21 protein-coding genes are annotated in these 23,843 nt (G+C 66.2%); 13 read left to right on the top strand and 8 right to left on the bottom strand.

Going from position 1 to position 23,843, the window contains the following annotated elements; genetic code table 11:
• Nucleotides 1–26 precede the first annotated feature (26 nt).
• Nucleotides 27–2,894, top strand: a complete 2,868-nt coding sequence (locus tag AADZ55_RS00860; RefSeq protein ID WP_085326820.1) for an FAD-binding and (Fe-S)-binding domain-containing protein — start codon at nucleotides 27–29, stop codon at nucleotides 2,892–2,894.
• Nucleotides 2,895–2,903: 9 nt separating this feature from the next.
• On the opposite strand, the gene AADZ55_RS00865 is transcribed toward AADZ55_RS00860, so the two are convergent.
• Entirely contained in the window at nucleotides 2,904–4,118 is a 1,215-nt protein-coding gene (locus AADZ55_RS00865; RefSeq protein ID WP_085326819.1) for a PLP-dependent aminotransferase family protein, read from the bottom strand.
• Between the two features lie 47 nt (nucleotides 4,119–4,165).
• Nucleotides 4,166–4,885 carry a maleate cis-trans isomerase family protein gene (locus tag AADZ55_RS00870; RefSeq protein WP_085326818.1) on the bottom strand — a complete coding sequence of 240 codons (720 nt, stop codon included), beginning with the start codon at nucleotides 4,883–4,885 and terminating at the stop codon, nucleotides 4,166–4,168.
• A gap of 85 nt (nucleotides 4,886–4,970) precedes the next feature.
• On the opposite strand from AADZ55_RS00870, the gene AADZ55_RS00875 reads away from it, so the two are divergent.
• The 3 genes from AADZ55_RS00875 to AADZ55_RS00885 are packed head-to-tail and all read left to right on the top strand — an operon-like array spanning nucleotide 4,971 to nucleotide 7,908.
• Entirely contained in the window at nucleotides 4,971–6,011 is a 1,041-nt protein-coding gene (locus AADZ55_RS00875) for a D-2-hydroxyacid dehydrogenase (RefSeq protein WP_085326851.1), read from the top strand.
• Entirely contained in the window at nucleotides 6,008–7,411 is a 1,404-nt protein-coding gene (locus tag AADZ55_RS00880) for an amidase (RefSeq protein WP_085326817.1), read from the top strand. Before AADZ55_RS00875 ends, AADZ55_RS00880 begins: the two co-directional genes overlap by 4 nt.
• Complete coding sequence (locus AADZ55_RS00885) at nucleotides 7,408–7,908, top strand: DUF3830 family protein (protein ID WP_085326816.1); 501 nt, start codon at nucleotides 7,408–7,410, stop codon at nucleotides 7,906–7,908. Before AADZ55_RS00880 ends, AADZ55_RS00885 begins: the two co-directional genes overlap by 4 nt.
• A 37-nt stretch (nucleotides 7,909–7,945) precedes the next feature.
• On the opposite strand, the gene eccB is transcribed toward AADZ55_RS00885, so the two are convergent.
• Nucleotides 7,946–9,391, bottom strand: a complete 1,446-nt coding sequence (gene eccB, locus AADZ55_RS00890; protein WP_341286249.1) for a type VII secretion protein EccB — start codon at nucleotides 9,389–9,391, stop codon at nucleotides 7,946–7,948.
• Nucleotides 9,392–9,394: 3 nt separating this feature from the next.
• A complete protein-coding gene (locus AADZ55_RS00895; protein ID WP_085327437.1) occupies nucleotides 9,395–9,598 on the bottom strand; it encodes a hypothetical protein in 204 nt (67 codons plus the stop codon).
• Between the two features lie 107 nt (nucleotides 9,599–9,705).
• Here AADZ55_RS00895 and AADZ55_RS00900 point away from each other — a divergent pair, with 107 nt between their 5' ends.
• Nucleotides 9,706–9,900, top strand: coding sequence for a hypothetical protein (locus AADZ55_RS00900; protein ID WP_085327436.1), 195 nt, complete (start codon nucleotides 9,706–9,708; stop codon nucleotides 9,898–9,900).
• A 57-nt stretch (nucleotides 9,901–9,957) separates the two neighbouring features.
• Here AADZ55_RS00900 and AADZ55_RS00905 read toward each other — a convergent pair whose 3' ends face one another.
• A complete protein-coding gene (locus AADZ55_RS00905) occupies nucleotides 9,958–10,806 on the bottom strand; it encodes an SDR family oxidoreductase (protein WP_085327435.1) in 849 nt (282 codons plus the stop codon).
• Between the two features lie 154 nt (nucleotides 10,807–10,960).
• Here AADZ55_RS00905 and AADZ55_RS00910 point away from each other — a divergent pair, with 154 nt between their 5' ends.
• The 5 genes from AADZ55_RS00910 to AADZ55_RS00930 all read left to right on the top strand — a co-directional run bounded on the left by AADZ55_RS00910 (nucleotide 10,961) and on the right by AADZ55_RS00930 (nucleotide 14,672).
• On the top strand, nucleotides 10,961–11,554 hold the full coding sequence (locus AADZ55_RS00910) for a class I SAM-dependent methyltransferase (RefSeq protein ID WP_085327446.1): 594 nt from the start codon (nucleotides 10,961–10,963) through the stop codon (nucleotides 11,552–11,554).
• 104 nt (nucleotides 11,555–11,658) lie between these two features.
• Nucleotides 11,659–12,423, top strand: a complete 765-nt coding sequence (locus AADZ55_RS00915; RefSeq protein WP_085327445.1) for a DUF2127 domain-containing protein — start codon at nucleotides 11,659–11,661, stop codon at nucleotides 12,421–12,423.
• A 141-nt stretch (nucleotides 12,424–12,564) separates the two neighbouring features.
• Entirely contained in the window at nucleotides 12,565–12,729 is a 165-nt protein-coding gene (locus tag AADZ55_RS00920) for a hypothetical protein (RefSeq protein ID WP_165759466.1), read from the top strand.
• Nucleotides 12,730–12,837: 108 nt separating this feature from the next.
• Nucleotides 12,838–13,605, top strand: a complete 768-nt coding sequence (locus tag AADZ55_RS00925; RefSeq protein ID WP_085327444.1) for a 5'-methylthioadenosine/adenosylhomocysteine nucleosidase — start codon at nucleotides 12,838–12,840, stop codon at nucleotides 13,603–13,605.
• Between the two features lie 50 nt (nucleotides 13,606–13,655).
• Complete coding sequence (locus AADZ55_RS00930) at nucleotides 13,656–14,672, top strand: hypothetical protein (RefSeq protein WP_085327434.1); 1,017 nt, start codon at nucleotides 13,656–13,658, stop codon at nucleotides 14,670–14,672.
• A 24-nt stretch (nucleotides 14,673–14,696) separates the two neighbouring features.
• Here AADZ55_RS00930 and AADZ55_RS00935 read toward each other — a convergent pair whose 3' ends face one another.
• Nucleotides 14,697–15,335, bottom strand: coding sequence for a DUF5134 domain-containing protein (locus AADZ55_RS00935; RefSeq protein WP_085327433.1), 639 nt, complete (start codon nucleotides 15,333–15,335; stop codon nucleotides 14,697–14,699).
• 164 nt (nucleotides 15,336–15,499) lie between these two features.
• Between AADZ55_RS00935 and AADZ55_RS00940 the strand changes: the two genes are divergently transcribed.
• Nucleotides 15,500–17,476: a cytochrome c oxidase assembly protein gene (locus tag AADZ55_RS00940; RefSeq protein ID WP_085327432.1), complete on the top strand. Its 1,977-nt coding sequence runs from the start codon at nucleotides 15,500–15,502 to the stop codon at nucleotides 17,474–17,476.
• 50 nt (nucleotides 17,477–17,526) lie between these two features.
• Here AADZ55_RS00940 and AADZ55_RS00945 read toward each other — a convergent pair whose 3' ends face one another.
• Nucleotides 17,527–19,782 carry a heavy metal translocating P-type ATPase gene (locus AADZ55_RS00945; protein WP_085327431.1) on the bottom strand — a complete coding sequence of 752 codons (2,256 nt, stop codon included), beginning with the start codon at nucleotides 19,780–19,782 and terminating at the stop codon, nucleotides 17,527–17,529.
• A gap of 68 nt (nucleotides 19,783–19,850) precedes the next feature.
• Nucleotides 19,851–21,224, bottom strand: coding sequence for an adenylate/guanylate cyclase domain-containing protein (locus tag AADZ55_RS00950; RefSeq protein ID WP_085327430.1), 1,374 nt, complete (start codon nucleotides 21,222–21,224; stop codon nucleotides 19,851–19,853).
• Between the two features lie 91 nt (nucleotides 21,225–21,315).
• Between AADZ55_RS00950 and AADZ55_RS00955 the strand changes: the two genes are divergently transcribed.
• The gene (locus AADZ55_RS00955) at nucleotides 21,316–22,425 is read left to right on the top strand and encodes an AMP-binding protein (protein WP_085327443.1); all 1,110 of its coding nucleotides are present in this window, start codon (nucleotides 21,316–21,318) and stop codon (nucleotides 22,423–22,425) included.
• A gap of 35 nt (nucleotides 22,426–22,460) precedes the next feature.
• A complete protein-coding gene (locus AADZ55_RS00960; RefSeq protein WP_085327442.1) occupies nucleotides 22,461–23,825 on the top strand; it encodes an aldehyde dehydrogenase family protein in 1,365 nt (454 codons plus the stop codon).
• Nucleotides 23,826–23,843 lie beyond the last annotated feature (18 nt).

Consider the following 23,843-nt stretch of genomic DNA (forward strand, 5'->3'; position numbering starts at 1 on the left):
GTGCCGCGATAGGTAGATTGTCGACAATGATAGCGTCCGCATCCTACGATGTCCGCCGGCTCGCCCGGGCGCTGGAGACGGAGCTCCGCGGGTCGGTCGGCGCTGACGCCGGCAGTCGCGCCCTGTATGCGACCGACGCGTCAAACTACCGCGTGGTGCCGGACCTCGTTGTCGTTCCGGCCGATCAAGAAGACCTCGCCACAGCGGTGTTGCTGGCCGCCGCGGCGGGTGCGCCGGTGACCCTGCGCGGCGCTGGGACGTCGATGGCAGGCAACGCGATCGGCGGCGTGGTTGTGGACGCCTCGCGGCACGTCAACCGGATCCTGGCCATCGACGGTGAAGCTGGCAGCGCTGTCGTCGAGCCGGGCGTGGTGCTCGCCGACCTCCTGGCAGCGGCATCGCCGCTCGGGCTGACGTTCGGACCCGACCCGTCATCGGCCAGCCGGGCGACCCTCGGCGGAATGATTGCCAACAACGCGTGCGGTGCGCACTCCGTTGCCTGGGGCACCACCGCGGACAACGTCCGGTCGCTCGACGTGATGCTTGCCGACGGCACGCGATGCACGGTGGATTCCATCGGGAATCGCGAGGAGTTGGCCGGGCGGCGCGGCCGGGAGGGCGAGTTGCACCGGCGGCTACAGGGGTTCGTCGACCGACACGAGCTGGTGATCCGGCGGCGGTTCGGGCAATTCAGCCGACAGATCTCCGGCTATGCATTGCACCGGCTGCTGCGGGAGAACAGGTACGACGTAGCGGGGCTGTTGTGCGGCAGCGAGGGTGGTTTCGCGACAACATTGCAGGCGACGGTCGCACTGACCCCGCTGCCCGCGGCGAGGGTGCTGTGCGTCCTTGGCTTCGGCGACGGGGTCGCGTCCGCCGAGAGCGTGCCGGTGGTGTTGCGCCACGACCCTCTGACGATGGAGTCGATCAACAGCGAACTCATTGAGCGGCTTCCCGCCGACGTCCACGCCGCAGCGATCGAGGCGGGGCTTCCGGGCGGGCGGGCGTGGTTGTTGGTGGAGATGGGCGGTGCCGACCACGCATCGGCCGTGGTTGCCGCGACGGAGATGTTCGAGGAGCTGCGCGGGTCGGGCTCGCCCGGCACCGTCTCGCTCGTCACCGATGCCGCGGCACAGCGAGTGTTGTGGCGGTGCCGGACTGACGCGGCGGGCCTGGCAACCCGGCGGGCTGACGGCACCGAGGCCTGGGGTGGATGGGAAGACGCGGCGGTGCCACCGAAGCGCCTGAGCGATTATCTGCGCGGGCTCGACGAGCTGCTATGCCGGCATGGCTTGTCTGGGGCGTCCTACGGGCACTTCGGTGAGGGCTGTATGCACATGCGGATCGATTTCGACCTGTTCAGCAGGGCCGGTATCGCGACCTACCGCGAGTTCATCGAGCAGGCGACCGCTCTGGTGGTCGCTCTTGGCGGATCCGTTTCCGGCGAGCACGGCGATGGACGGGCGCGCTCGGAACTGCTCGGCCGGATGTACGGTGCCGACGGGCTACGGCTGCTCAGCGAGATGAAGGACATCTGGGATCCGGCCCGGGTGATGAATCCCGGGATCATCGTCGACCCGCCGGCGTTTGACGCGGGGATCCGGCATGACGGCCCGGCCAAGGACCGCAGCCCACTGACCTTGTTCGCCTATGCCGACGACAACCACAACTTCGCGCAGGCGCAGCGACGATGTGTCGGGATCGGCAAGTGCAGACAGCACTCGGGCGGCGTGATGTGCCCGAGCTATCAGGTCACCCGGGAGGAGCTGCATTCGACTCGCGGGCGCGCCCACCTGCTCTGGGAAATGCTGCAGGGCGATGTCATCACGGATGGCTGGCGGTCGGCCGAAGTGCGGGACGCCCTCGACCTGTGCCTGTCCTGCAAGGGGTGTCTGTCGGACTGCCCGGTCAATGTGGACATGGCGACCTACAAAGCCGAGTTCACCCAGCACCACTACGCCCGTCGGCCCTGGGCCCGCCCCCTGTCGCATTGGTCGATGGGTTGGCTGCCGTTGTCGTCGCGGTTTGCCTCTCGGACACCCCGGCTGGTCAACCGGCTGGCGCGGCTGCCGCTGGCCAAGCGCTTGGGCGGGATCGCCCCGGAGCGGGAGATCCCCGCCTTCGCCGCGCAGACCTTCACCTCCTGGTTCGCCGGTCGCAGCCCCGCGGCGGACGGCGCGAACGGCGAGGTTTTACTCTGGCCCGACACGTTCACCAATCACCTGGCACCCGACATCGGAGCGGCGGCGGTCGAAGTGCTAGAGGCCGCCGGATACCGGGTCGTGCTGCCGGAAAAGCCGGTGTGCTGCGGGTTGACCTGGATTTCCACCGGCCAGCTGACGAGGGCCAAGAAGGTTATCGCGCGGTCGCTGGCGGACCTGGCGCCTTCCCTGACCGCCGAAACGCCGATCATCGTGTTGGAGCCGAGCTGTGCCGCCGCCCTGCGGCACGACGCTCCGGCGCTGCTGGCCCACAATCCGCTGGCCCGCGCGACGGCGGACGCGACGCACACCTTCGCCGAGTTTCTGAACCGGTCGGGCTGGCGACCACCGCAGCTGGGTGGAGAGGCGCTGGTGCAGACCCACTGTCACCAGCACGCGGTGCTCGGGTTTGACGCCGACCGCTCGCTGCTGGCCGCTGCAAGCGTCAAGGCGACCGTGCTCGACTCCGGATGTTGCGGACTCGCAGGCAATTTCGGCTTCGAACGCGGCCACTACGAGGTGTCGAATGCGGCGGGAGAGCGTGTCCTGCTACCCGCCGTCCGCGAAGCCGTGCCCACCACGGCGATCGTCGCCGACGGCTTCAGTTGCCGCGCCCAGATCACTCACGGCACGTCTCGGCAACCCGTGCACCTCGCCCAGCTGCTGGCCGGCGGGCTGCGGCCGGGGCGCTGACTTCCCCGGTCAGCACTCGGTGAGCCGGTCTACTGCCCGTCGCAGCCGGGCCACTCCTTCGCGGATCCGATCCGGCGGGGTGGAGGCAAAGCAGAGGCGCAGCGCACTGGCGAACCGGCCCGTCGGCGAGAAAGCCGGACCGGGGATGAACGCGACACCCTCGGCGAGCGCTGCCTCGAAGAGTTTGGTGGTGTCGGGGACCTTCGCGGGACCGTTGCGCAGGGTCACCCATAAGAACAACCCGCCGTCGGGGTCGGTCCAGCGCGCGATGCCGCCGAAGTGCTCGCGCAACGCCGCGTGCATGGCCTCCTTGCGCCGACGGTATTCGGCGCGCTGAGCCACCAGGTGATCCTGCAGATGTCCGCCACTGAGAAAGCCCGCCAGCAGCCGCTGCGCGGGCAGATTGGTGCACGTGTCCATCGCCTGCTTGGCATTGATCAGCAGCGGCTGCAACTCGGGCACGGCGTCCACCCATCCGACGCGCAGGCCCGGGGCGACGATCTTCGAGAAGGTTCGCACCGAGAAGACCACGGGTTCGCCCGCGCCCAGCTCGCGCAGCGTCGGTAGCGGTTCACCACCGAATCGCAACAGCCCGTACGGGTCGTCGTCGATCACCATCGATCCCCAGGATCGCGCGAGGTCGAGGAGCCGATGCCGGCGCTGTAGTGAAAGCGTTACTCCGGTCGGGTTCTGGAAGGTTGGGATGGTGTAGATCGCCTTGGGTGTGCGGCCCGCGTCGGCTACCAACGTCTGTAGCGCGTCAATGTCCATGCCATCGTCGTCGACCGGGACTTCCAGCAGGGCAGCGCCGTAGGAGAGCGCGGTCGCGCTGCCGTTGGTGTATGTCGGGGATTCGACAACGACGAGATCGCCCGGGTCCACGAAGATCTTGCAGAACAGGTCCAGGCCCTGCATGCCGCCGGAGGTGATCGTCAAGCGGTCCGCGGTGGTCTCGTCGCTTGTGCCGCGCAGCGCCTGCAGCAGTGCTTCCTGCAATGGCGGATCGCCTTCGGTGGCGGCGTAGTCGTAGGCGTGCGGTTCGCGCAGCTCGGCCGCCGCGATTTCAGCAAGGATCGCCGCGGGCACTGCCTCTGCCGCGGGGCTGCCCATGGCGAACCGCACGACATCATGGCTCTGCTTGTGCAGCAACGATGTGCTCGAGTCGATTACCGACCCGACCAGCCCGGCGGCGCGCGCGGCGTATGGGAGGGCTAAGGACCTCACGTGTCACCTCCAGATAGTGAGTTCATGCAACGGTCAGGTGCGGGCAGTCAACGCGCCAGCAGCCGCTGGCCGGGCCCGACGGCCTTGCGCCCGACGGTGGTCAGGGCCGACCACATCGTTACCTGGTTGGCGGTCAGCACGGGCTTGCCGAGTTCGGTCTCGAGCGTGGTGATCACGTCGTACGTCGCCAGGTTGGTGCAACTGACAAAAACGGCCTCGGCGTCGGGGCGGTCGGCGTCGCGGACGAGTTGGACCGTGACGTCGTACGGCACGGCCCAGATCATGGAGGTCAGCCCCAGCTCGGCGGCGGCGATCACGTTGATGCCTGCCTCGGCGAGGTATGCGGTCAGGCGGGCGGTGAGATCGGTGACATAGGGCGTGGCGGTGGCGATCGTCTTTACGCCGAGGTGCGCCAGGGCGTTGAGCAAGGCGCCGCTGGTAGTGATCGCGGCCGCGGCGCCTGCCGCCGTCATCGCGGCCACCAGTGCGGCTTCGCCGGCAAGGCCGCCGACGAAGCTGCCCGAAGCGCATGCGTAGGCGGTCACCAGCGGAGAGACGGCAAGTAACTCGGTTGCGCCGCGAGCGATCGTTGCCGGGTCGGAGATGCGGATAGCCATATCCATGGCGACCAACGGGACGTAGGGCGTTCGGGTCAGGTGCAGGCTGATGTCGTCCGGCGCCCAACGCCACAGTTCCCGGTCGAGGGCGAAGTCGTGCGGTACCACCACACCGATTCCGGCCTGTGCTAGCCGGGAGGACTGGCTCATTGGCACAGTCTGGCGGCCTGAGACGCGCTACACAAGCGATTGTTGACAATCGGACAGTTGCGTTCCTAGCCTCGATCGCGTGGCGATGCGTCGCGAACCTCAGCCGGCTGCCGGGGCCGCGATCGATAGTGGGCGACCGATTGTTGCGGTGCTCTGTGAACGGGCGACCGAGCGGCCGCGGGGGCTGGGCGGACTGGAGGTGGACTTCCGGTACTGCACCGCCGACGGATTGGCCGTCGCTGTCCGGGGAGCCCGCGGATTGCTGCTTTGGGACTACTTCTCCACGGCGGTTCGGGACGTTTGGGCCGACGCCGGTGCCGTCGATTGGATCCACGTCGCCGCGGCCGGGGTGGACACGTTGCTCTTCGACGAGCTGCGAGCCTCCGATGTGGTGGTGACCAACGCTGCGGGGGTGTTCGACCGGCCGATCGCGGAGTATGTGCTCGGCGCGGTGATCGCGCACGCCAAGGACAGCCGTCGCAGTTTCGACCTGCAGCGGCGACACCAATGGGAGCACCGCGAGACGCGGCGGGTGACTGGCGCGACGGCTCTCGTGGTCGGCACAGGCCGGATAGGCCGGGAGATCGCGCGGCTGTTGCGCGCCGTCGGGATGCGGGTACGGGGCGTGGGTCGGACGGCGCGTGCTGGCGATGCTGACTTCGGCGAAGTGGTTGCCAGTGGCGACCTTTCGGCCGCGGCCGGCTGGTGCGACTACCTCGTCCTGGCCGCACCGCTGACCGAAGAGACCCGCGGTCTGGTGGATGCGACGGTGCTGAGGGCGATGAAGCCCGACGCGCACCTGATCAATGTCGCGCGGGGCGCGCTCGTCGACGAGCCCGTTCTGCTCGCAGCGCTGCGTGACGGATGGATCAGTGGTGCGACGCTGGACGTGTGCACGGTGGAACCGCTGCCTAGCGGGCATCCATTGTGGGACGCGCCCAACGTGACGATCACCGCGCACATGTCGGGTGATGTCGTCGGCTGGCGTGACACCCTGGCCGCACAGTATGCGGAGAACGTCCGGCGTTGGCTGGCGGGCGAAGCTTTGCTGAATGTGGTGGACAAGAAGCTCGGCTACGTTCCCGGTAGGCCGGTGACAGCCAGTTGGGGAGGTTCGGCTCAATGATTCCTTCGGCGGTCGATCTGGTCGAGGCGTACCGGAAAAGGACGCTCTCGCCGGTCGAGGCCACCACAGCCGCGCTGGAGGCGATCGACCGGTACGACAGTCAGGTGAATGCCTTTGTCGTGGTGGACGCCGAGGGCGCACTGGCTGCCGCGAAAGAGTCGGAGACCCGGTGGCACGCGGGTGAGCCGCTAGGCCCCGGTGACGGCGTGCCGACCTCGGTCAAGGACGCCTTGTGGACGCGTGGCTGGCCGACCCTGCGCGGCAGCACCCTGATCGACGAAGCAGGTCCGTGGGAGCAGGACGCGCCGAGCGTCGCGAGGCTGCGGGAGGCGGGTGCGGTCATCATCGGCAAGACCACGACTCCGGAGTGCTCCTGGAAGGGCGTGACGGATTCGTTCCGGCACGGCGTTACCCGCAACCCCTGGGATCCCGGCAAGACACCGGGTGGATCGAGTGGTGGCAGTGCGGCAGCGATTGCCCTCGGCATGGGGGCGTGGTCGGTTGGCACAGACGGTGGCGGCTCGGTCCGGATCCCTGCGGGCTTCACCGGCACGGTCGCATTGAAGCCCACTTACGGGCTAATCCCGATATTCCCGCCCAGTCCGTTTGGCACGTTGTCTCACGCTGGACCGATGACACGGTCGGTGCGGGACTGCGCGGCGCTGCTCGACGTGATCAGCGGTTTCGACGCCCGGGATTGGTCCGCCATGCCAACCCCGACCAGGTCGTTCCTGGACGGGCTCGACGACGGCGTCGCGGGACTGCGGATCGCCTTTTCGCCGAACTTGGGTTTCGTCCGCAACGACCCGGAGGTCGACGACGTGGTGCGGGCCGCGGTTGATGTGCTAGCCCGCGCCGGAGCCGAAGTGGACCAAGTCGATCCGGGTTTTGCGGATCCGGTCGAAGCGTTCCACGTGCTGTGGTTCTCCGCGGAGGCTCAACTGCTGCGGGCCTACGGAGACGCCGTGGACGATCGGGTGGATCCCGGGCTGCGGCGGACCGCGGCGACCGGGGCGACCTACTCCGCGGCCGACTTCCTGGACGCGACCGCCGTGCGGATGGACCTCGGTGTGGTGATGGGCAGGCTTCACCAAACCTACGATGTCCTTCTCACCCCGACCCTTCCGTTGCCCGCTTTCGACGCCGGGCAGGATGTGCCGGACGGTTGGACTTCGCCGGACTGGACGAGCTGGACGCCGTACACCTATCCGTTCAACCTGACCCAGCAGCCTGCGTTGAGTGTGTCGTGTGGATTCACCGCGGCTGGACTGCCGGTCGGGCTGCAGGTCGTCGGGCCCCGGCACGCCGATGCCTTGGTTCTTCGAGTCGGCCAGGCTTATCAGGTCGCTACCGAATGGCACTTGAGTGAACCGGCACTGCTGGCCGAGGAGGTGCGATGAGCAGATACATCACCGTGTCGTTGGACAAGCGCAACGTGAGCTGCGTTGCCGTATTGCTGGACAGCGAGGCACCCCGCACCTGTGCGGCGGTCTGGGATGCGTTACCGCTGTCGGCGGCGGTGTTCCACGGCAAGTATGCGCGCAATGAGATCTACACACTGTTGCCGGCGTTTTCGGCGAGCGACCCGGGTAAGGAGAACACCACGGTGACCCCGATCCCGGGCGACCTGTGCTGGTTCTCGTTCGACTCCGACGACCTTGGCAACCCGGCATACGGGTACGAGAAGAGCGCCGGGACGGGCACGACCGGTGCGATCGTCGACCTCGCGCTGTTCTATGGACGGAACAACCTACTGATCAACGGTGACCAGGGGTGGGTGCCGGGCAACGTCTTCGGCGCCGTCGTCGACGGTCTCCCCGATATGGCCGCGGCCTGTCAGGACCTTTGGCTGGGCGGAGTCCGTGGCGAGACCTTGAGCTTCAGCCGGCGCGCCTAACGTCGTGCCGACCGCACCGTGACCTGAATCGCCTCCATCAGTGTGCTCCGGAGTCTCCGGCGGGAACTTTTCGGGGGCTTGGGTCGACCGGCACCGTGTCGTGCTCGAGCAGGGCGGCATCCTTGGACAGCACCGGGCCGTCAACCAGGAGTCGGATGATCTCGCGGGGGGCGTTTTGCGGCGAGCTCAGACCCAGCGTCGTCGCCGCGTCCGCGTCGGGCACCCCGTAACGCACGCCCTGCGGATCGACATAGTAGATCGATTCGGTGTAGCGGGGATCCGGGGACTGCAACGCCACGAGCTTCCCGCCGTCCAGGAAAATGGTTGCCGTCCCATGGATCTGCTTAATTCCCATGTTCATCGCCGCCGGCGGTATCGGTAGATGCCGGCCGGACAGCACTGTGGTCCGCGGCGATTGGTCACCGCCGCCGCGCTCCCACGACCAGCACAGCGTGGGAGCCTCCGGCCGGGACACAATGTTGAGCGGTTCGTCGGGCAGCGGTGAGTCATACACCGTTTGGGGCATGTCGACGATCAGATTCGGCGACACCGACGGCGGCTCTACCAATCCGTAGGATTCCTTGTCGCGCAGCGCTCCCGCGGTTTCGGCGTTCACCCGCGCAATCCCGTCGCGCAGCACCACAAAGCGTTGTGGCCCCTGGTCGGTGTGGATCTGGAATACCGACCCGATCACCAGATCGGCAGGTAACCCCAGATCGTTGGGCGCGCCGGCGGCCGGTATCGGCGGCAGCTGCCAGGACCCCATGTCGGGTAGCGCGTTGAACATGCCCTCCGAGATCGGGGTCGCCGTGGCGGTCACGGGTATCCCTATCGGCGAGGTGAGGGCCCGGTCGGTCAGATCGATGGCGTGGCGTCCCTTGCGGGTGACGACCCACGTCCGGTCCTGGTAGGACACCAGCACCGCCTGGTGGGCCTGCAGCGGATCGATCGCGGGATCGATCACCAGCGGCATCGCGATGACCGCTGTCTGCACCGCCGGGGACGCGGTGTCGGCTCGGGCGACGGTGTCGCACAGGGTCCAGATCGAGGTGCTGCCCCCCGAAACGGGGGTGGCGTAGGGGGCGCCGGGGATGCCGATGGTCTGGCCCATGGGCAGCTTGCTCAATTCGGAGGAGCTCACGGTGGCCGGGGTGGCCGGGTTGCCCAGCGCCAGCCGCGCCGAAGTCAGGTTGTAGACCGGATGCAACTGTCCCGACAGGATCACATAAAGCTGGTTGGTCGCGCGGTCGGTGAGCAGGCTGGTGGCGCCGAGCTTGCCCTGTGGTTTGAAGTAGGCCAGCAGCGCGGCGCCCGCCAGAATCAGCACCGCGACGACGATGCCAAGAGCGGCCGACCGGCTGTAGAACTGCATCGGGTCGTCGAACATCCGGGTGTCACGGCGCACGATGGCATGCTCGAGCCGGCGTAACAGGAAACGCCAGCCGCTAACCTGAACCTTGGTGGTCAGCCGCAAACCCGACATCTGTCACTCGATGGTGTCCAGGCGTGGGTGCACCGCTGCGATCCCCTCGGTCATGTGTGCTCGCTCCGGGTAGCCGTTCGCGATTCGCGCCCACCCCGCCCGCACCCGCAGCACGCTACTCGGGCACACATCCACCGGCGCAGGCAGGCCCCGGCACACTGCTCTGGACAACCCCGGCGGGACGTTGCGCCGAACCGTGGCGTACATGCGCCAATTACCTCCGTAAACCATTGCCATTGCAGTTTGGCGGCCTGCGGCTACCAAGAATTAGCATCAACTAGCGCAATCGCTCTACTAGTTTGGCTGTAGATCCCATGAGCTATGCCAATGATGAAATTCACCAACGGCATGAAAAGAAATTCACCAACGGTCGCGCAAAAATTTCGCCGATGGCAGGCAAGGCTCAGCGGGCAGGTGCAAAACGGCTGGCTGCGGACCACTTCCGTGTGCCTCCTGGGACCAGGCATGTCGCGGAACTCATCACCGGCAGCCCCAAGTTTCACCAATGACACGTGAGAAATTCGTCAATGGCGTGTGGAAATTTTGCGCCGGCGACATTTGATGAATCACCCCCTTGCCGGGTGGCGTGGTGAGGCAGTCCCCTTGCCGCCCGCCGCTAAAGCGGCGACCGCACCCCCGTCGACCAGCAGGTCGGTGCCGGTGATGAAGGTGGCGTCGGGTCCGAGCAGGAAAGCGGCTGCCGCGGCGATGTCGTCCGGTGTTCCGATTCGACCCGTCGCCGACGCGGCGATCATCGATCGCATGCCATCGCCGACCGGCGAGCCAAGTTCCCGTTGTCCCATCGGCGTAAAGATGATGCCGGGACTGATCGAATTGACGCGGGCCCGCCGACGGCCCCAGTGCGCGCTGGCGGCGCGAACTCGAACGAGGTTGGCTTGCTTAGCTATTGGGTAGGCGAAGGCGGGCTCACTCACTCGGCGGATGAAGTCCAGCTGAAGCAACTCGCCCGGCGGGTCATGGGCCAACGCATATTGGTGCTCGGAACTCAGCGGTGGCAACAGGTGGCTTGCCATGCTGGCGATCACGACGCCCGCGCCGCCCGGCGCGATCACTTCACCGAACTCCTGCAACACCAGCGCGACGCCAAGCAGATCCACGGCCAGAATCGCTTTGGCCGACGCCTGCGACGGTGAGAGTCCGGCCGTGTGCGCGAGCTGCGTGACGTTGCCAAGGGAGGCGGCCAGTGCGGCGAGAGCACGAACCGAATCCGCTGACGAGACGTCGACGCTTGAGCTTTCGATGTGATGGCCGGCCGCGGATAGCGATTCGGCCACACCGATCAGCGCCTCTTCGTTGTTGTCGGCCAACAGCACCGTCTTGCCGCAGCCCAACCGCCGAGCAATGGCGTGGCCCATACCGCCCACGCCGATCACGGTCAGCACATCGTGGTTCACCGTCAATCCTCTTCCTCCGCGAGCCTGCCACGGCAACGATCGGGCCAGAATAGGGGCCGGGGCCACCGGCTACCAGCGCCGTCGTCGGAGGGGCCCGGTTGGGCTTTTGCCGGCTGCACAGCGACCAAGCACTATGTAGCTCGTGACCGCACCCGTGGACCAACCGTGGAACGTCAACATCCACTACGACGCACTGCTGGATTCCGAGGTGCCGCCCAGCGCCCGGCGCGTTCTCGACGTCGGGTGCGGCGACGGGTTCCTGGCGGCCCGGCTGGCTCAACGCATACCGGACGTCACGGCGGTCGATGTTGATGCGCCCGTTCTGCAACGAGCACAGGCCCGGTTTGCCCAGGCACCGGTCCGCTGGCTACACGGCGACATCATGACGGCCGAGCTGCCCAACGCGGGCTTCGACGCCGTCGTCTCCAATGCCACCCTGCATCACATCGAGGACACTCGTGCGGCACTGAGCCGGCTCGCCAGTCTGATGACTCCCGGCGGGACGCTGGCCGTGATCACCTTCGTGAAGCCCTCGCTGCGAAACGGATTATGGCACTTGACAAGCTGGGTGGCGTGCGGGATGGCCAATCGCGTCAAGGGCAAGTGGGAACACTCCGCTCCGATCAAGTGGCCGCCCCCGCAGACTTTGCATGAGCTACGCGGACTCGTCCGTGCCCTGCTTCCCGACGCACGTGTCCGGCGGCTGCTCTACGGCCGGGTACTCGTTACGTGGCGCGCGCCCGTCTAATCGGGGAGGACCCAATCGCCGTGTGCGCGTTATCTTGCGCGGTTCGTTGCCCGCATTGAATGATCGGCGCATCCCGGCCTCAGACCGACACCGAAGGAGCGCAAGTGGCCAAGAGTCAAAATCGCATCATCAACCGGTGGGAGTTGATCACCTGCGGTCTCGGGGGGCATGTCACCTATGCGCCGAACGACGAGGCACTTGCTGCGCGGCTCAGCGCCAGCACCGGGCTGGGCGAAGTGTGGCGCTGCTTGCGCTGCGGCGACTTTGCGCTCGGCGAGCCGCATGGGCGCGGTGATCCCGAAGCTGCGCCGATGATTATGCGCGGCAAGGCGTTACGCCAGGCCATCATCATTCGTGCGCTTGCGGTCGAACGGCTATTCCGGGCGTTGGTGTTGGCGCTGGCCGCGTGGGCGGTGTGGCAGTTTCGCGGTGCGCGGGGAGCCATCCAAGCGACCCTGGATCGGGACCTGCCGATCTTCCGTGCCGCCGGATTCAAGGTCGATCAGATGACGGTGATACACGCGTTGGAGAAGGCGCTGGCCGCCAAACCGTCCACGTTGACCCTGATCACCCTCATGTTGAGTGCTTACGCGGTGCTGCAGACCGTCGAGGCGATCGGTTTGTGGTTGCTGAAGCGCTGGGGCGAGTACTTCGCGGTGGTGGCCACCTCGATCTTCCTGCCCCTGGAGATCCACGATCTGACCAAGGGCATCACGATGACCCGGGTGGTGACCTTCGGCATCAATGCTGCCGCCGTCGTCTACTTGCTGATTTCCAAGCGGCTGTTTGGGGTGCGCGGTGGGCGCAAGGCCTATGATGTTGAGCGGCGCGGTGAGCAGCTGCTCGACCTCGAACGAGCCGCATGCTGACCTGACAAAGGGCCCCGGGCTGTGTCGGACATCACGCCCGTGTTTCGAACTGTTTACCCCAACGCGGCGCGCTGGTAAGGCCGCATGGGTGAACTTGGATCAGGTGGCGCAATGTCACCGGACTGACGAAGGACCAACGCCGTGACAACACTGCCGACCTGGATCAGCCAGAGCTCTACCAGCCGCGAGGTAGTCGCGCCAATCAAGGCGCGTGCCTGCGACGCGCTGCGCGCGATGCTGCGCAGCAGACAGCGCCCGCAGGACTCTGACCTGCGCCTTATGCGCAGAGGTGTCGAGCGCTGCTGACGTCGGGCCGGCGCCGAGGGCTCCAACTCTCGATACAATCGCCCGCGTACGGGGGAGCCGCTAACCGGCGGTGACCGGCGATTGGAGATCGAGTTTGCGACCGGATGGATGGCGGTGACGGTCGGCGTCATCTGTGCGATCCCGCAAGAGTTGGCGTATCTACGCGGTGTCCTGCACGGCGCGAAGCGCCAACGGGTCGCGCAGCTCGTCTTCGAAAGCGGCCAGCTCGAAGCGCACCGGGTCGTGTTGGCAGCGGCCGGCATGGGTAAGGTCAACACCAGCCTGACCGCAACACTGCTCGCCGACCGATTCCGGTGTCGCACTATCGTTTTCACTGGAGTGGCGGGAGGGCTGGACCCCGAACTGTGCATCGGTGACATCGTGATCGCCGACCGGGTCGTTCAGCACGATTTCGGTCTGCTCACCGACGAGGGGTTGCACCCGTATCAGCCTGGACACATCCCCTTCATCGAGCCGACCGAGCGCTTTGGATACCCGGTTGATCCCGCGGTCATCGATCGGGTCAAGCACCGTCTCGAGGGGTTGGCGTTGGCGCCTCTGTCCGCCGCCGCGGGAGGCGGTGGCCGGCCACCACGGATCAACTACGGCACCATCCTGACCGGTGACCAATATGTCCACTGCGAGCGCGCCCGCAACCGGCTGCGCCACGAACTCGGCGGCTTAGCGGTCGAAATGGAGGGCGGTGCGCTCGCCCAAATCTGCGAGTCCTTCGAGATACCGTGGCTGGTCATTCGTGCGCTCTCCGATCTCGCCGGGGCCGACTCGGGATTGGACTTCAATCGGTTTGTCAATGAGGTGGCGGCCAGTTCGGCCCGCATCCTGCTGCGCTTGCTGCCGGTACTAGCGGCTTCCTGAGAGGCCGGGCAACAAATGTCAAGGCGCTTCCGCATGGATATCATTGCACGATGACTTCTCGGGAAGATCCGTCGGACATGGCCGCCGAAAATCCTAGGCGGTTGCCAACGAAACGTGACCTGGAAATAGGTATTGCTGCAATGGCGAGCATTGCCAAGTCCGACGGTCTCGCAGAAGCAGATCAGAGTCTCCTGGAAGCTGCAAGTGTGTACCTCGCCGATGGCGACATCGACTGGCGGGAGCTCGCCGAGCGACCGGCCGACGAACGATCGGTCAGGCTCGAGTCCGACGTTGCCAAACGCTGCGCGTTATTCCTGATGACGGCCGCGATCTTCGCGCACGGGAAGGTTCAGTTGCCGCGAGTCGAGGCGAGCCGGAATATCGCTAGGGCGCTCGGTTGCTATGAGAGGTTCCTGGATGACCTGCTCGACATTGCTCGCGGGCGCGAATTCATCGGGGCGATGCGGATTAGGGCAAAGCTCATGAGCAGCCACGGCACGTCGCGTATTCAGGTTCTGAAAGGCTTCTGGGACAATATGTCCGGCTTGCTCGGGTTATCGACCGACCCCGAACTGGCTGCTTCCTATCAGAGGCTCGGCCTCCTCGACCCGGGGTTACTCGGACGCGAACTCTGGGCTCACTATGTTCGTAACAACTTGAGGTTTCCCGGCGAAAGGCGCACAACGGGTGAGTTTATTGTTCCACACGACGTTGCCCATGTGCTGGCCGCGTATTCGACGGCGCCCACCGGTGAGATTCTGGTGGGAGCGTTCGCGGCCGGATATAAGGCGCGGAATCCATTTGCGCTGCTGTTGCTGGTACTGCTGCAGTTTCAGGCCGGCATTAAGATCGACTTCCGCGCACAACCGACGACCGGGCTATTGGATCCCGCCGGCTATATGGATGCTTTTCGGCGCGGCCTCGAATGCAACGCCGACATCACATTTGGGAGTTGGGACTGGCGACGCTACGCGGAGGTGCCGGTGGCAGAGCTTCGGGAGAGTTTGACGATTCCACGGCAAGCTGCGCCCGCGATTGAGGGTGGCACCTATCAAGAAGTGTTGTAAGGCCAGCGATACGAAGCCAGGCCACTAGACACGAAACAGCATGGCGGCGAACATGATAGCCATACCCGCGGCCATCATCGCCTGACCGAAGCGCGTCAGTGAACTGCGCAAGAAACCGGCCCCACCGCGCGGTCGCTCGATCACGGACCGATAGACCCAATAGAGGGCCGCGACCGCGAAGCCCAGGAGCCAAAACCAGTTCACCGAGCTGATCCATCCCGGCGAGCCGCCGCACCCTGGCGGGTGCGTTGTCGCCATGTCCATGCCGGGCATCGACATGTCCGCGGATGCCCGGTGATGCGCGCCCGACTGGCCGGGCAGCAGATGGCCGTCCATGACGGCGTACATCCACGCCATCGCCGCCACCATCGAGGCGTGGTAGATCCACACCGCCCGTTGGGCGATCGTTCGGGCTGCGAGCACGGTCATCGTCACGAACCACACGGTCGCCAGCAGGAAGAACAAGGCGGGCCCGGTCGTCGGCAACCGTGCGCCCCAAGGCCAGGCCATGACCACCATGGCAATCGCCATCACCAGATGCACACTATGGCTGACGACCGCGGTCCACGGTTGTCGTCGAGTGAGGATTCTGACGGCGTATCCGGTGCCACTTAGCGCGAACAGTCCGGTCACCACCCAGCGAAGCATTAGGTCAGCGATCATGCGAAGCTCGGCGGCCCAGGTCGGGGGAAGTCATCCAGTCACTTTCGGGTTCGGCGTCCACGGTCTGAGAAGAATATGCGATTCATCGGCTACTCGGTGGGTGCCGGGGAACCGGAGGTTCCCGGCCAATGGGCATCGGCTACGACGCGCCGTAAGCTCAGGGAGTGGAGACTCACGGGGCCGCCAGGTGCACGCCGTCGGCCGTGCCAGCTCCCCGGTCGAACTCCATGGTGATAGTACAGATGCTAGTTGGACTGCTGGGTGTCTGTGCGGCGGTCGCGGCCTTCGGGCTGGTGTCGGGAACGCGCCGCTACGCCGCGGCCGGCAATCCCTATCCCGGTGCCTTCCTCAGCGTCGCTGAGCCGGTTGGGTACTTTGCCGCGTCGCTGGCGGGTGCGCTGTGTCTAGGCGCGCTGGTCTACGTGGTCGTGATGTCGAGGCCCGAACCAGATGGCTTGATCGATGCCGCGGCGTTCCGGATTCACCTGATGGCAGAACGTGTTTCGCCTGTCTGGCTGGGGCTCGCAGCAACGATGGTGGTGATTCAGGCCGCCCACGACACCGGAGTTGCGCCCGCCAGGCTGCTGGGTAGTGGCGCACTGCCCGACTCTGTTGCCGCTTCCGAGATGTCACGTGGGTGGATTGTTGCGGCGGTCTGCGCCCTGGTGGTTGCGGTGGCGTTGCGCCTCAACACTCGTTGGCTTGGGCACTTGGTGTTGTTGGTCCCTACCGCGCTCGCCGTCGTCGCGACCGCGGTGACCGGCAATCCCGGACAGGGGCCCGACCATGACTACGCCACGAGCGCTGCGATCGTCTTCGCGGTCGCGTTCGCAACCTGGACCGGGCTCAAGACCGCTGCGGCGTTGACGGGAACGATACCGAGCCGCGCCATCCTGGCGACGCAGGTGATCTGTGGCGCGCTCGCGCTGGCGTACGGGGCGATGCTGCTCTATCTTTTCGTCCCGGGCTTCTCGATCGATTCGGACTTCGCCCGGCTCGGCTTGGCCGCAGGACTTCTCCTGATGCTGGTGTGGTTGTCCGACTGCCGGCGGTTGATTGTCAGGCCGCCACCTTCCGGAAGCGGTGGCTCGGGTGCCGCACTGGCCATGATGGCTGCCATGGCCGCGATAGCCGCAATGGCCGTTATGACCGCGCCGCGCTTCCTCACCCACCCGTTCACGGCATGGGACGTCTTCCTCGGCTATGAACTGGCGCAACCACCGACCATTGTCGGCGTGCTCACCGTGTGGCGTTTCGACACCCTGATCGGAGCCGCCGGCGTGGGTCTCGCTATCGGATACGTGGTGGGCTTCGTCCGGCTGCGGCGGCGCGGCAACTCTTGGCCGGTGGGCAGACTGGTTGCCTGGCTGACCGGTTGCGCCGCACTGGTATTCACCAGCAGCTCAGGTGTTCGGGCCTATGGTTCGGCGATGTTCAGCGTGCACATGGCTGAACACATGACACTGAACATGTTCATCCCGGTCCTCTTGGTTCTCGGTGGCCCGGTCACACTGGCGCTGCGCGTGCTGCCGGCCGCCGGTGACGGACAGCCGCCCGGCCCACGCGAATGGCTGACGTGGCTATTGCACTCCCGGGTAACGACTTTCCTGTCGCACCCGATCACCGCGTTCGTCCTCTTTGTGGCCTCGCCCTATATCGTCTATTTCACACCGCTGTTCGATACCTTCGTCCGTTACCACTGGGGCCACGAGTTCATGGCAATCCATTTCCTGGTGGTCGGGTATCTATTCTACTGGGCAATCATCGGCATCGATCCCGGGCCGCGCCGACTTCCCTACCCGGGTCGGATCGGGCTGCTGTTCGCGGTGATGCCGTTCCACGCCTTCTTCGGGATCGCACTGATGACAATGTCATCGGCGGTGGGCGATACGTTCTATCGTTCCGTCAATCTGCCTTGGCTGACGAGCATCGTCGCTGACCAGCATCTCGGCGGTGGAATTGCTTGGAGCCTAACGGAATTGCCGGTCATCATCGTCATCGTGGCGCTGGTTACCCAGTGGGCGCGCCAAGACCGCCGAGTGGCCTCCCGCGAGGACCGGCATGCGGATAGCGACTACGCCGACGACGAGCTGGAAGCCTACAACGCGATGCTTCGCGAGTTGTCGCGGATGCGGCGCTGAGTTAGTGGGTGATTGGGGAGCGGTTGGCGTGTTCGGCCATGCGTCACATGCTATCGAGAGCCAAAGTTGCGTAGCCGCAAGCTGTTTGACACGACAAAGAACGACGAGAAGGCCATGGCGGCACCGGCAATCAGAGGGTTGAGCAGGCCGGCGGTGGCTATCGGGATCGCTGCGACGTTGTAGCCGAACGCCCAGACCATGTTCATCCGGATCGTCCGCATGGTTGCTCGGGCCAGATCCAGCGCCTGCGGGACAATGTTCAGATCGTCTCGCACCAAGATGATGTCGGCCGCTCCGAGCGCGACGTCGGTGCCCCGACCGATCGCCAATCCTAGGTCGGCACATACCAACGCGGGACCGTCGTTGATGCCGTCACCGACCATCGCGACGTTGTGTCCTTGCTCGCGGAGCCGTTGGATCACGGTGACCTTGCCTTCGGGCAGCACATCGGCGATAGTGGAGTCGATGCCGACTTGTGCCGCCACCGCGTCTGCGGCGGCCTGGTTGTCGCCGGTGAGCAGAATTGTCCGCAGCCCGCGGCTGCGCAGAGCAGCGACGGCGCCGGCCGCCGAATCCTTGACGGTGTCGGCGATTGTCAGGGCGGCGCAGGCGACACCGTCGACCGACACAAACACCACCGTCTCGCCCCGGGATTCGCCGTCCCGGCGCGCGGATTCCAGGGCGGCGTCGCGGGGCGTGTTCCGGGTAATCCAGGATGGCTTGCCGACTTCGACGTAATGGTTGCCGACTACCCCGGTAACGCCGCACCCCGCGATGGCGGCAAACTCGTTGACCGGACCGGGATCCGGGGAAGCGGCAAGGATTGCCGTCGCCACCGCGTGTTCAGATGCCGCTTCGACAGCGGCGGCGAAGGCGAGAACGTCCGCGATATCCCGCCCGCCGGTTCCCGAACCTGCCGTCGTCGCGGAGCTCACCCTCAGCTGCCCGACCGTTAACGTGCCGGTCTTGTCGAACACCACGGTGTCGATGCTGCGGATGGTTTCCAGCGCCCGGTAACCCTTGATAAAGATCCCCAGCTGCGCTCCCCGTCCGGAAGCGACCATCATGGCGGTGGGAGTGGCGAGCCCGAGCGCACACGGGCACGCGATCACCAGCACCCCGAGCGTGACCGAGAATGCGCGATCCGCGCCCGCGCCACTGAGTAGCCAGGCCGCTCCGGCGAGTCCAGCGATGACGAAAACCACCGGCACGAACACCGCCGCGATGCGATCGGCGAGGCGCTGGGCGCGCGCCTTCTGCGCCTGGGCATCCTCGACGAGGCGGACCATCGCGGCGAACTGGGTATCGGCACCCACGGCGGTGGCTTCGATGACCAGGCGGCCGTCCATCACGACCGTGCCCCCCACGACGGCGTTCTCCCGATACGCACGTACCGGTTTGGCCTCACCGGTCATAGCGCTCATGTCGATCGCCGCGCTGCCGTCGACAACGACTCCGTCGGCAGCGATGGTTTCGCCGGGTCGCGTCACGAAGCGCTGCTGCTTTTTGAGTTCGCTCGCCGGTATCACCAGCTCTTCACCGTCGGGCAACAGGACCGCCACGTGTTTGGCACCCAGTGCAGCCAGCGCGCGCAGCGCGCCGCCGGCCTTCGATTTGGCCCGCGCTTCGAAATACCGACCAGCGAGGACGAAGACCGTTACGCCGGCCGCGACCTCAAGGTAGATCGAGTCGCTGTTGAGAATCGCCTGCCAAATTCCCCCGGCTTCCCGCGGTTGCTTGTCGATGAAGACGGTCGTTAGCGACCAGGCGGTGGCGGCGACGATGCCGACCGAGATCAGCGTCTCCATCGACGCCGTCCGGCGGCGCGCGTTTCGCAGAGCGACCGAGTGGAACGGCCAGGCGGCCCATGTCACGATCGGGGCCGCCAGCGCAGTCAACGCGTATCCCCAGCCCGGGACCCTGGCACTGGGTACGATCGCGAACAAGGTCGACAGGTCGGCCAGCGGCACGAACAAAACCGCCGCGACAAGGAGCCGCCGCAGGAGGCTGCGGGCGTGGGCGGCGTCCGGATCCGTTCCCTGTTGGTCTGCGGCGGCTGCCTCCCGGTGCGGAGCCGCGTGGTATCCGGCCTGCTCAACCACCGCGCACAGTTCATCGACCGGAACTTCAACGGCCTCGATGGTCGCGACGCGGGTTGCGAAATTGACCGATGCGCGTACGCCGGGGACCTTGTTGAGCTTCGTCTCGACGCGGCTCGCGCAGCCCGCGCATGACATACCCGAAACGTCCAACTGGATACGCCGTGCCGAGCTAAGGCCGGAGTCTTGCACAAGCGGAGCTGTCACGGACCTCCTCAGGTCGGCGTAGTTGACACCCGTCAGCGTACAAGCGCTGACCGGAGGCTAGCCGCTGGCTATGGTCGGCTGCCCACCTGCTCACGGATTAGTGCACACAGCCGCCACCGGCCGGGCACACCCTTGAGTTCGCGTTCCCCGCGTTCGGTGAACCTGTGCCGCGAGCCGGTGACGATATCGCGGACCGTCGAGGACACCAGCACCTCGCTGGCTTCGGCCAGTGCCGCCACCCGCGCACCGATGTGCACCGCCATGCCGGCGACATCAGCGCCGCGCACCTCGACCTCGCCCGCATGAATACCGACCCGGACCTCGATACCCAGCACCCGGACCGCGTCGACGATCTCGTCGGCGCACCCGATCGCGGCACTCGGGCCGGTGAACGTCGCGACGAATCCGTCACCGGCGGTGTTGACTTCGCGACCGCCGAATCGCTGGATTTCGTGGCGCACGATGGCGTCGTGGTTGTCCAGCAGGTCACGCCACCGCCCGTCGCCGAGCGCGGCGGCACGCTGGGTAGAGCCGACGATGTCGGTGAACACGATCGTGGTGAGCACGCGCTCGGTGACGAAGCCACGCACGCCGGTGATGAACTCCTCGACCTCGTCGAGCAACGCCGCGGTATCGCCGACCCAGTACAGGGCATCCGCCCCCGGCAACTCGACCAAGCGTGCTCCGGCGATGTGCTCGGCGAGGTATCGACCGTGCTCGGGCGGGACGAAGGTCGAATCTTCGCGATGAACGATCAGCGTCGGTGCCAAGATGCGGGTCAGCGAGTCGCGCGCATCGGCGTCCCGGACGGCGTTGAACATGGCGCGAGCCATGCTGGGCGACGCCGCCCGGTTGCCGGCGAGATCCCACCAGGAGCGGAAGGCGTTGTCCTGGGCGACGCTGGGAGCCAGAACTCGCAGGATGTCAAAGCCTCGCTCGACCGCATCCGGCTCCATCCCGATGGTGAGGAATGGCTCGGCCGTGTTGAACTCGGCTCCGAGTTCGTAGTCGGGCGCCCACAGCGCGCGTGCGGAGCCATTGATGATCACCAGGCTGCTCACCCGGTCGGGGTGGTTGGCGGCGAGAACGAATGCCGTCGTCGCGGTGAAGCCGGACGCGAAGATCGTGGCCCGTTTACAGCCGACCGCGTCCATGACGGCGATGGCGTCCTCGGCCCAGAACCCGGGCCCCAGCCCGTCCAGCGAGGAAACGCGCGACGACAAGCCGACCCCGCGGTGGTCGAACCGGATCACCCGGCTGAACGACGCCAGACGCCGATGAAAGCGATACATCGACGGCTCGTCGTCAATCGTGTCGATCGGGATGGAGGGTCCCGGGAGTACGAGCAGATCGATCGGGCCGTCGCCAAGGACCTGGTAGGCGATGTCGATCTCGCCGCGTCTGGCGTACCGAGTCCGGGGAGTCGGGGGCAGCTGCGCCACGGGTTTTAGGCTAGTTCAGGTCGTGTCGAGCAGCTGGCGGGTTCTGACCATGGTGGTGCGCGACCCCGCAACATGCGACAGGATCGGTGGTATGTCCGATGCCGATTTCTCGGTCGACTTTTCGCTGTTGGACGTGCCGAGATCGGTGCCGATCGAAGATCCCGAAGCCTACCTACGGGCCGCGATCGCCTGGCACTTCGGTGAGGACACCGGTAGCCCGTTCTGGCTGCGCACCGCCAACACCCTCGACTTCGACCCGTTGACCGATGTCAAGACGTTCACGGACTTGCGGTTGTTTCCGAACCTGGTCAATGAGCTGCGCAGGGTGGCGATCGAGGATCTCATTCCGCGCGGTTATGGGACGCCGCCACCGCGTCCCCAGATATTTGAGTCCGGTGGCACCACCGGCGTTCCCAAACGGACTGTGCAAATGCCGGATTGGGTCGAGCAGGTTATCCAATGGCAAACCGAAGATTTCGCCACGGGTGGCTTCCTGCCGGGCCACGGCTTCTTGTGCCTGATGCCGAGCGGCCCGCACGGTGTGGGCCATTTCTCGCGGATGGTCTCGGAGCGGTTGGGCTCGGTATTTCACCCGATTGACATCGACCCCCGCTGGGTCAAGAAACTTGCCGCCCGCAATGCCGCCGCAGAAGTGGCGGCCTACGTCGACCACGTCGTCGATCAGGCCGCGGTCATCCTGAAAACGCAGCATGTCGCGAATCTGCACACCACTCCACCGCTGCTCGAGGCGATCGCCCGCAACGATCATTTGGTGGACTTGATCAACGGCAAGATTCGCTTTCTGTTGCTCAGCGGCACGCATGTGGACGCCGACACGCTCGACGTGCTGCGCGACGTCTTCCCGGCGACGACGATCACCATGGCTTTCGGCAGCACCATGGTTCTTTCCCAAGCGGTGACCCGAACGAGCGACGACGGCCAACGGTTCGTGTTCGACCCGCGGACCCCGTATGTCGTCTTCTGGGTGGTGGATCCCGAAACCGGCGAGGAGGTGCCCTACGGGCGGCTGGGCCAGGTGGTGATGAACCACATCAGCAAGGGGATGTTCATACCGAACAACCTGGAACGCGATCGCGCGATCCGGATGCCGGGCCCCGCAGGGCAACTCGGTGACTCGGTGAGCGAGGTGCGGCCGGTGAGCACCTTGGCGGGCGAGACCGTCATCGAGGGCGTGTACTGAATATGTCTCGCGAACAGCCAGGTGCCACGGCGGATCTGGTGCACATCGATGCCCTCGGCGCGGGTGGTGAGTACCGGACCCGAAACCGCGAGGTGGTCAGGAGCACGGCGGGTGTGCCGGTTGCCGAGTTGAGCATCGTGCCGCCCCTGTATGTGTCGCGCACCATCAGCGCGCAACGCAAGGTCCGACCGCTGCCGGTCGTGCAGCGCGCAGCGGCGCTGGCCCGGACCGCCGATGCCTTTGTTACCGGCGTGATCGCCGGGCTGGACTTCGAGACCTATGTGGGTCTGACCAGCCGGATTTCGGGACTGCCGATCGCGGTGACCCGCGCCGAGGCCGGTGCCGTGGCCGACGCCGTGGCCTCGGCCTTCGATGCGGTGCGACCGGCCCGGCCGGCGGGCGCGGCGCTGGACTGGCGGGCGGAACGCACCCGCAACGGCGGTGCGGTGTGGGCGCGCCGCGGTGAGACGTTCGCAGTGCACGCCGCCGGGAATGGTCCCGGCGTCCATCGCCTGTGGCCGCAGGCGCTCGCGCTGGGCTATCGAGTGGTGGTCCGCCCGTCACGTCGTGAGCCCTTGACCGCGCACCGGCTGGTCAACGCGTTACGCGAGTCGGGGTTTCGCCCCGAAGATGCGGTGTATCTGCCCACCGACCACGGCGGCGCCGACGAGGTTATCCGGTCGGCCGATCTCGCGATGGCATACGGGGGGCGCGACGTGGCGGACAAATACGCCGGCGATCCGACGGTCGTGGTCAACGGACCGGGACGAACGAAGATCCTCGTCACCGCCGACCGGGATTGGTCTGACTTCATCGACATCATCGTCGATTCGATCGTCAACCTGGGTGGGATGGCGTGCGTCAACACCACCGCCGTGCTCTACGAAGGAGATCCGGTCCCGCTGGCCGCCGCGATTGCCGAGCGGCTGGTGGCGGTTGAGCCGCTGCCGAGCGCACACGAGCGAGCGGTCCTGCCCACCCAGCCCGTCGACAGGGCGCGGGCCCTGGCGAAGTACCTGGCGGCCAAGGCCGCCGGGACGACCCCGCTGCTCGGGGCCGAGCAGGTGGTGGCCGCACTGGGCGACGGCGGTGCCGCGCTCCGCCCGGCGGTGCATCTGTTGGCCGGGCCCGACGTCGACAAGCTCAACATCGAGCTGCCGTTTCCCTGCGTATGGGTGTCGCCATGGTCGCGCGATGCCGGGGTTGCTCCGTTGCGGCATTCGTTGGTGGTAACCGCGATCACCGGCGACGAGGAGCTGATCGACGATCTGCTCGCCGAGCCCACGGTGTCAAACGTGTACTGCGGTCGCCACCCGACCTACTGGGCAACACCGGCAATCCCGCACGACGGGTTCCTGGCCGACGTGCTGATGCGCAACAAGGGCTTTGTCAGGGACTAGGAGCCTTGGGTCAACATG

The organism is Mycobacterium decipiens (assembly GCF_963853665.1).
Taxonomy (GTDB): domain Bacteria; phylum Actinomycetota; class Actinomycetes; order Mycobacteriales; family Mycobacteriaceae; genus Mycobacterium; species Mycobacterium decipiens.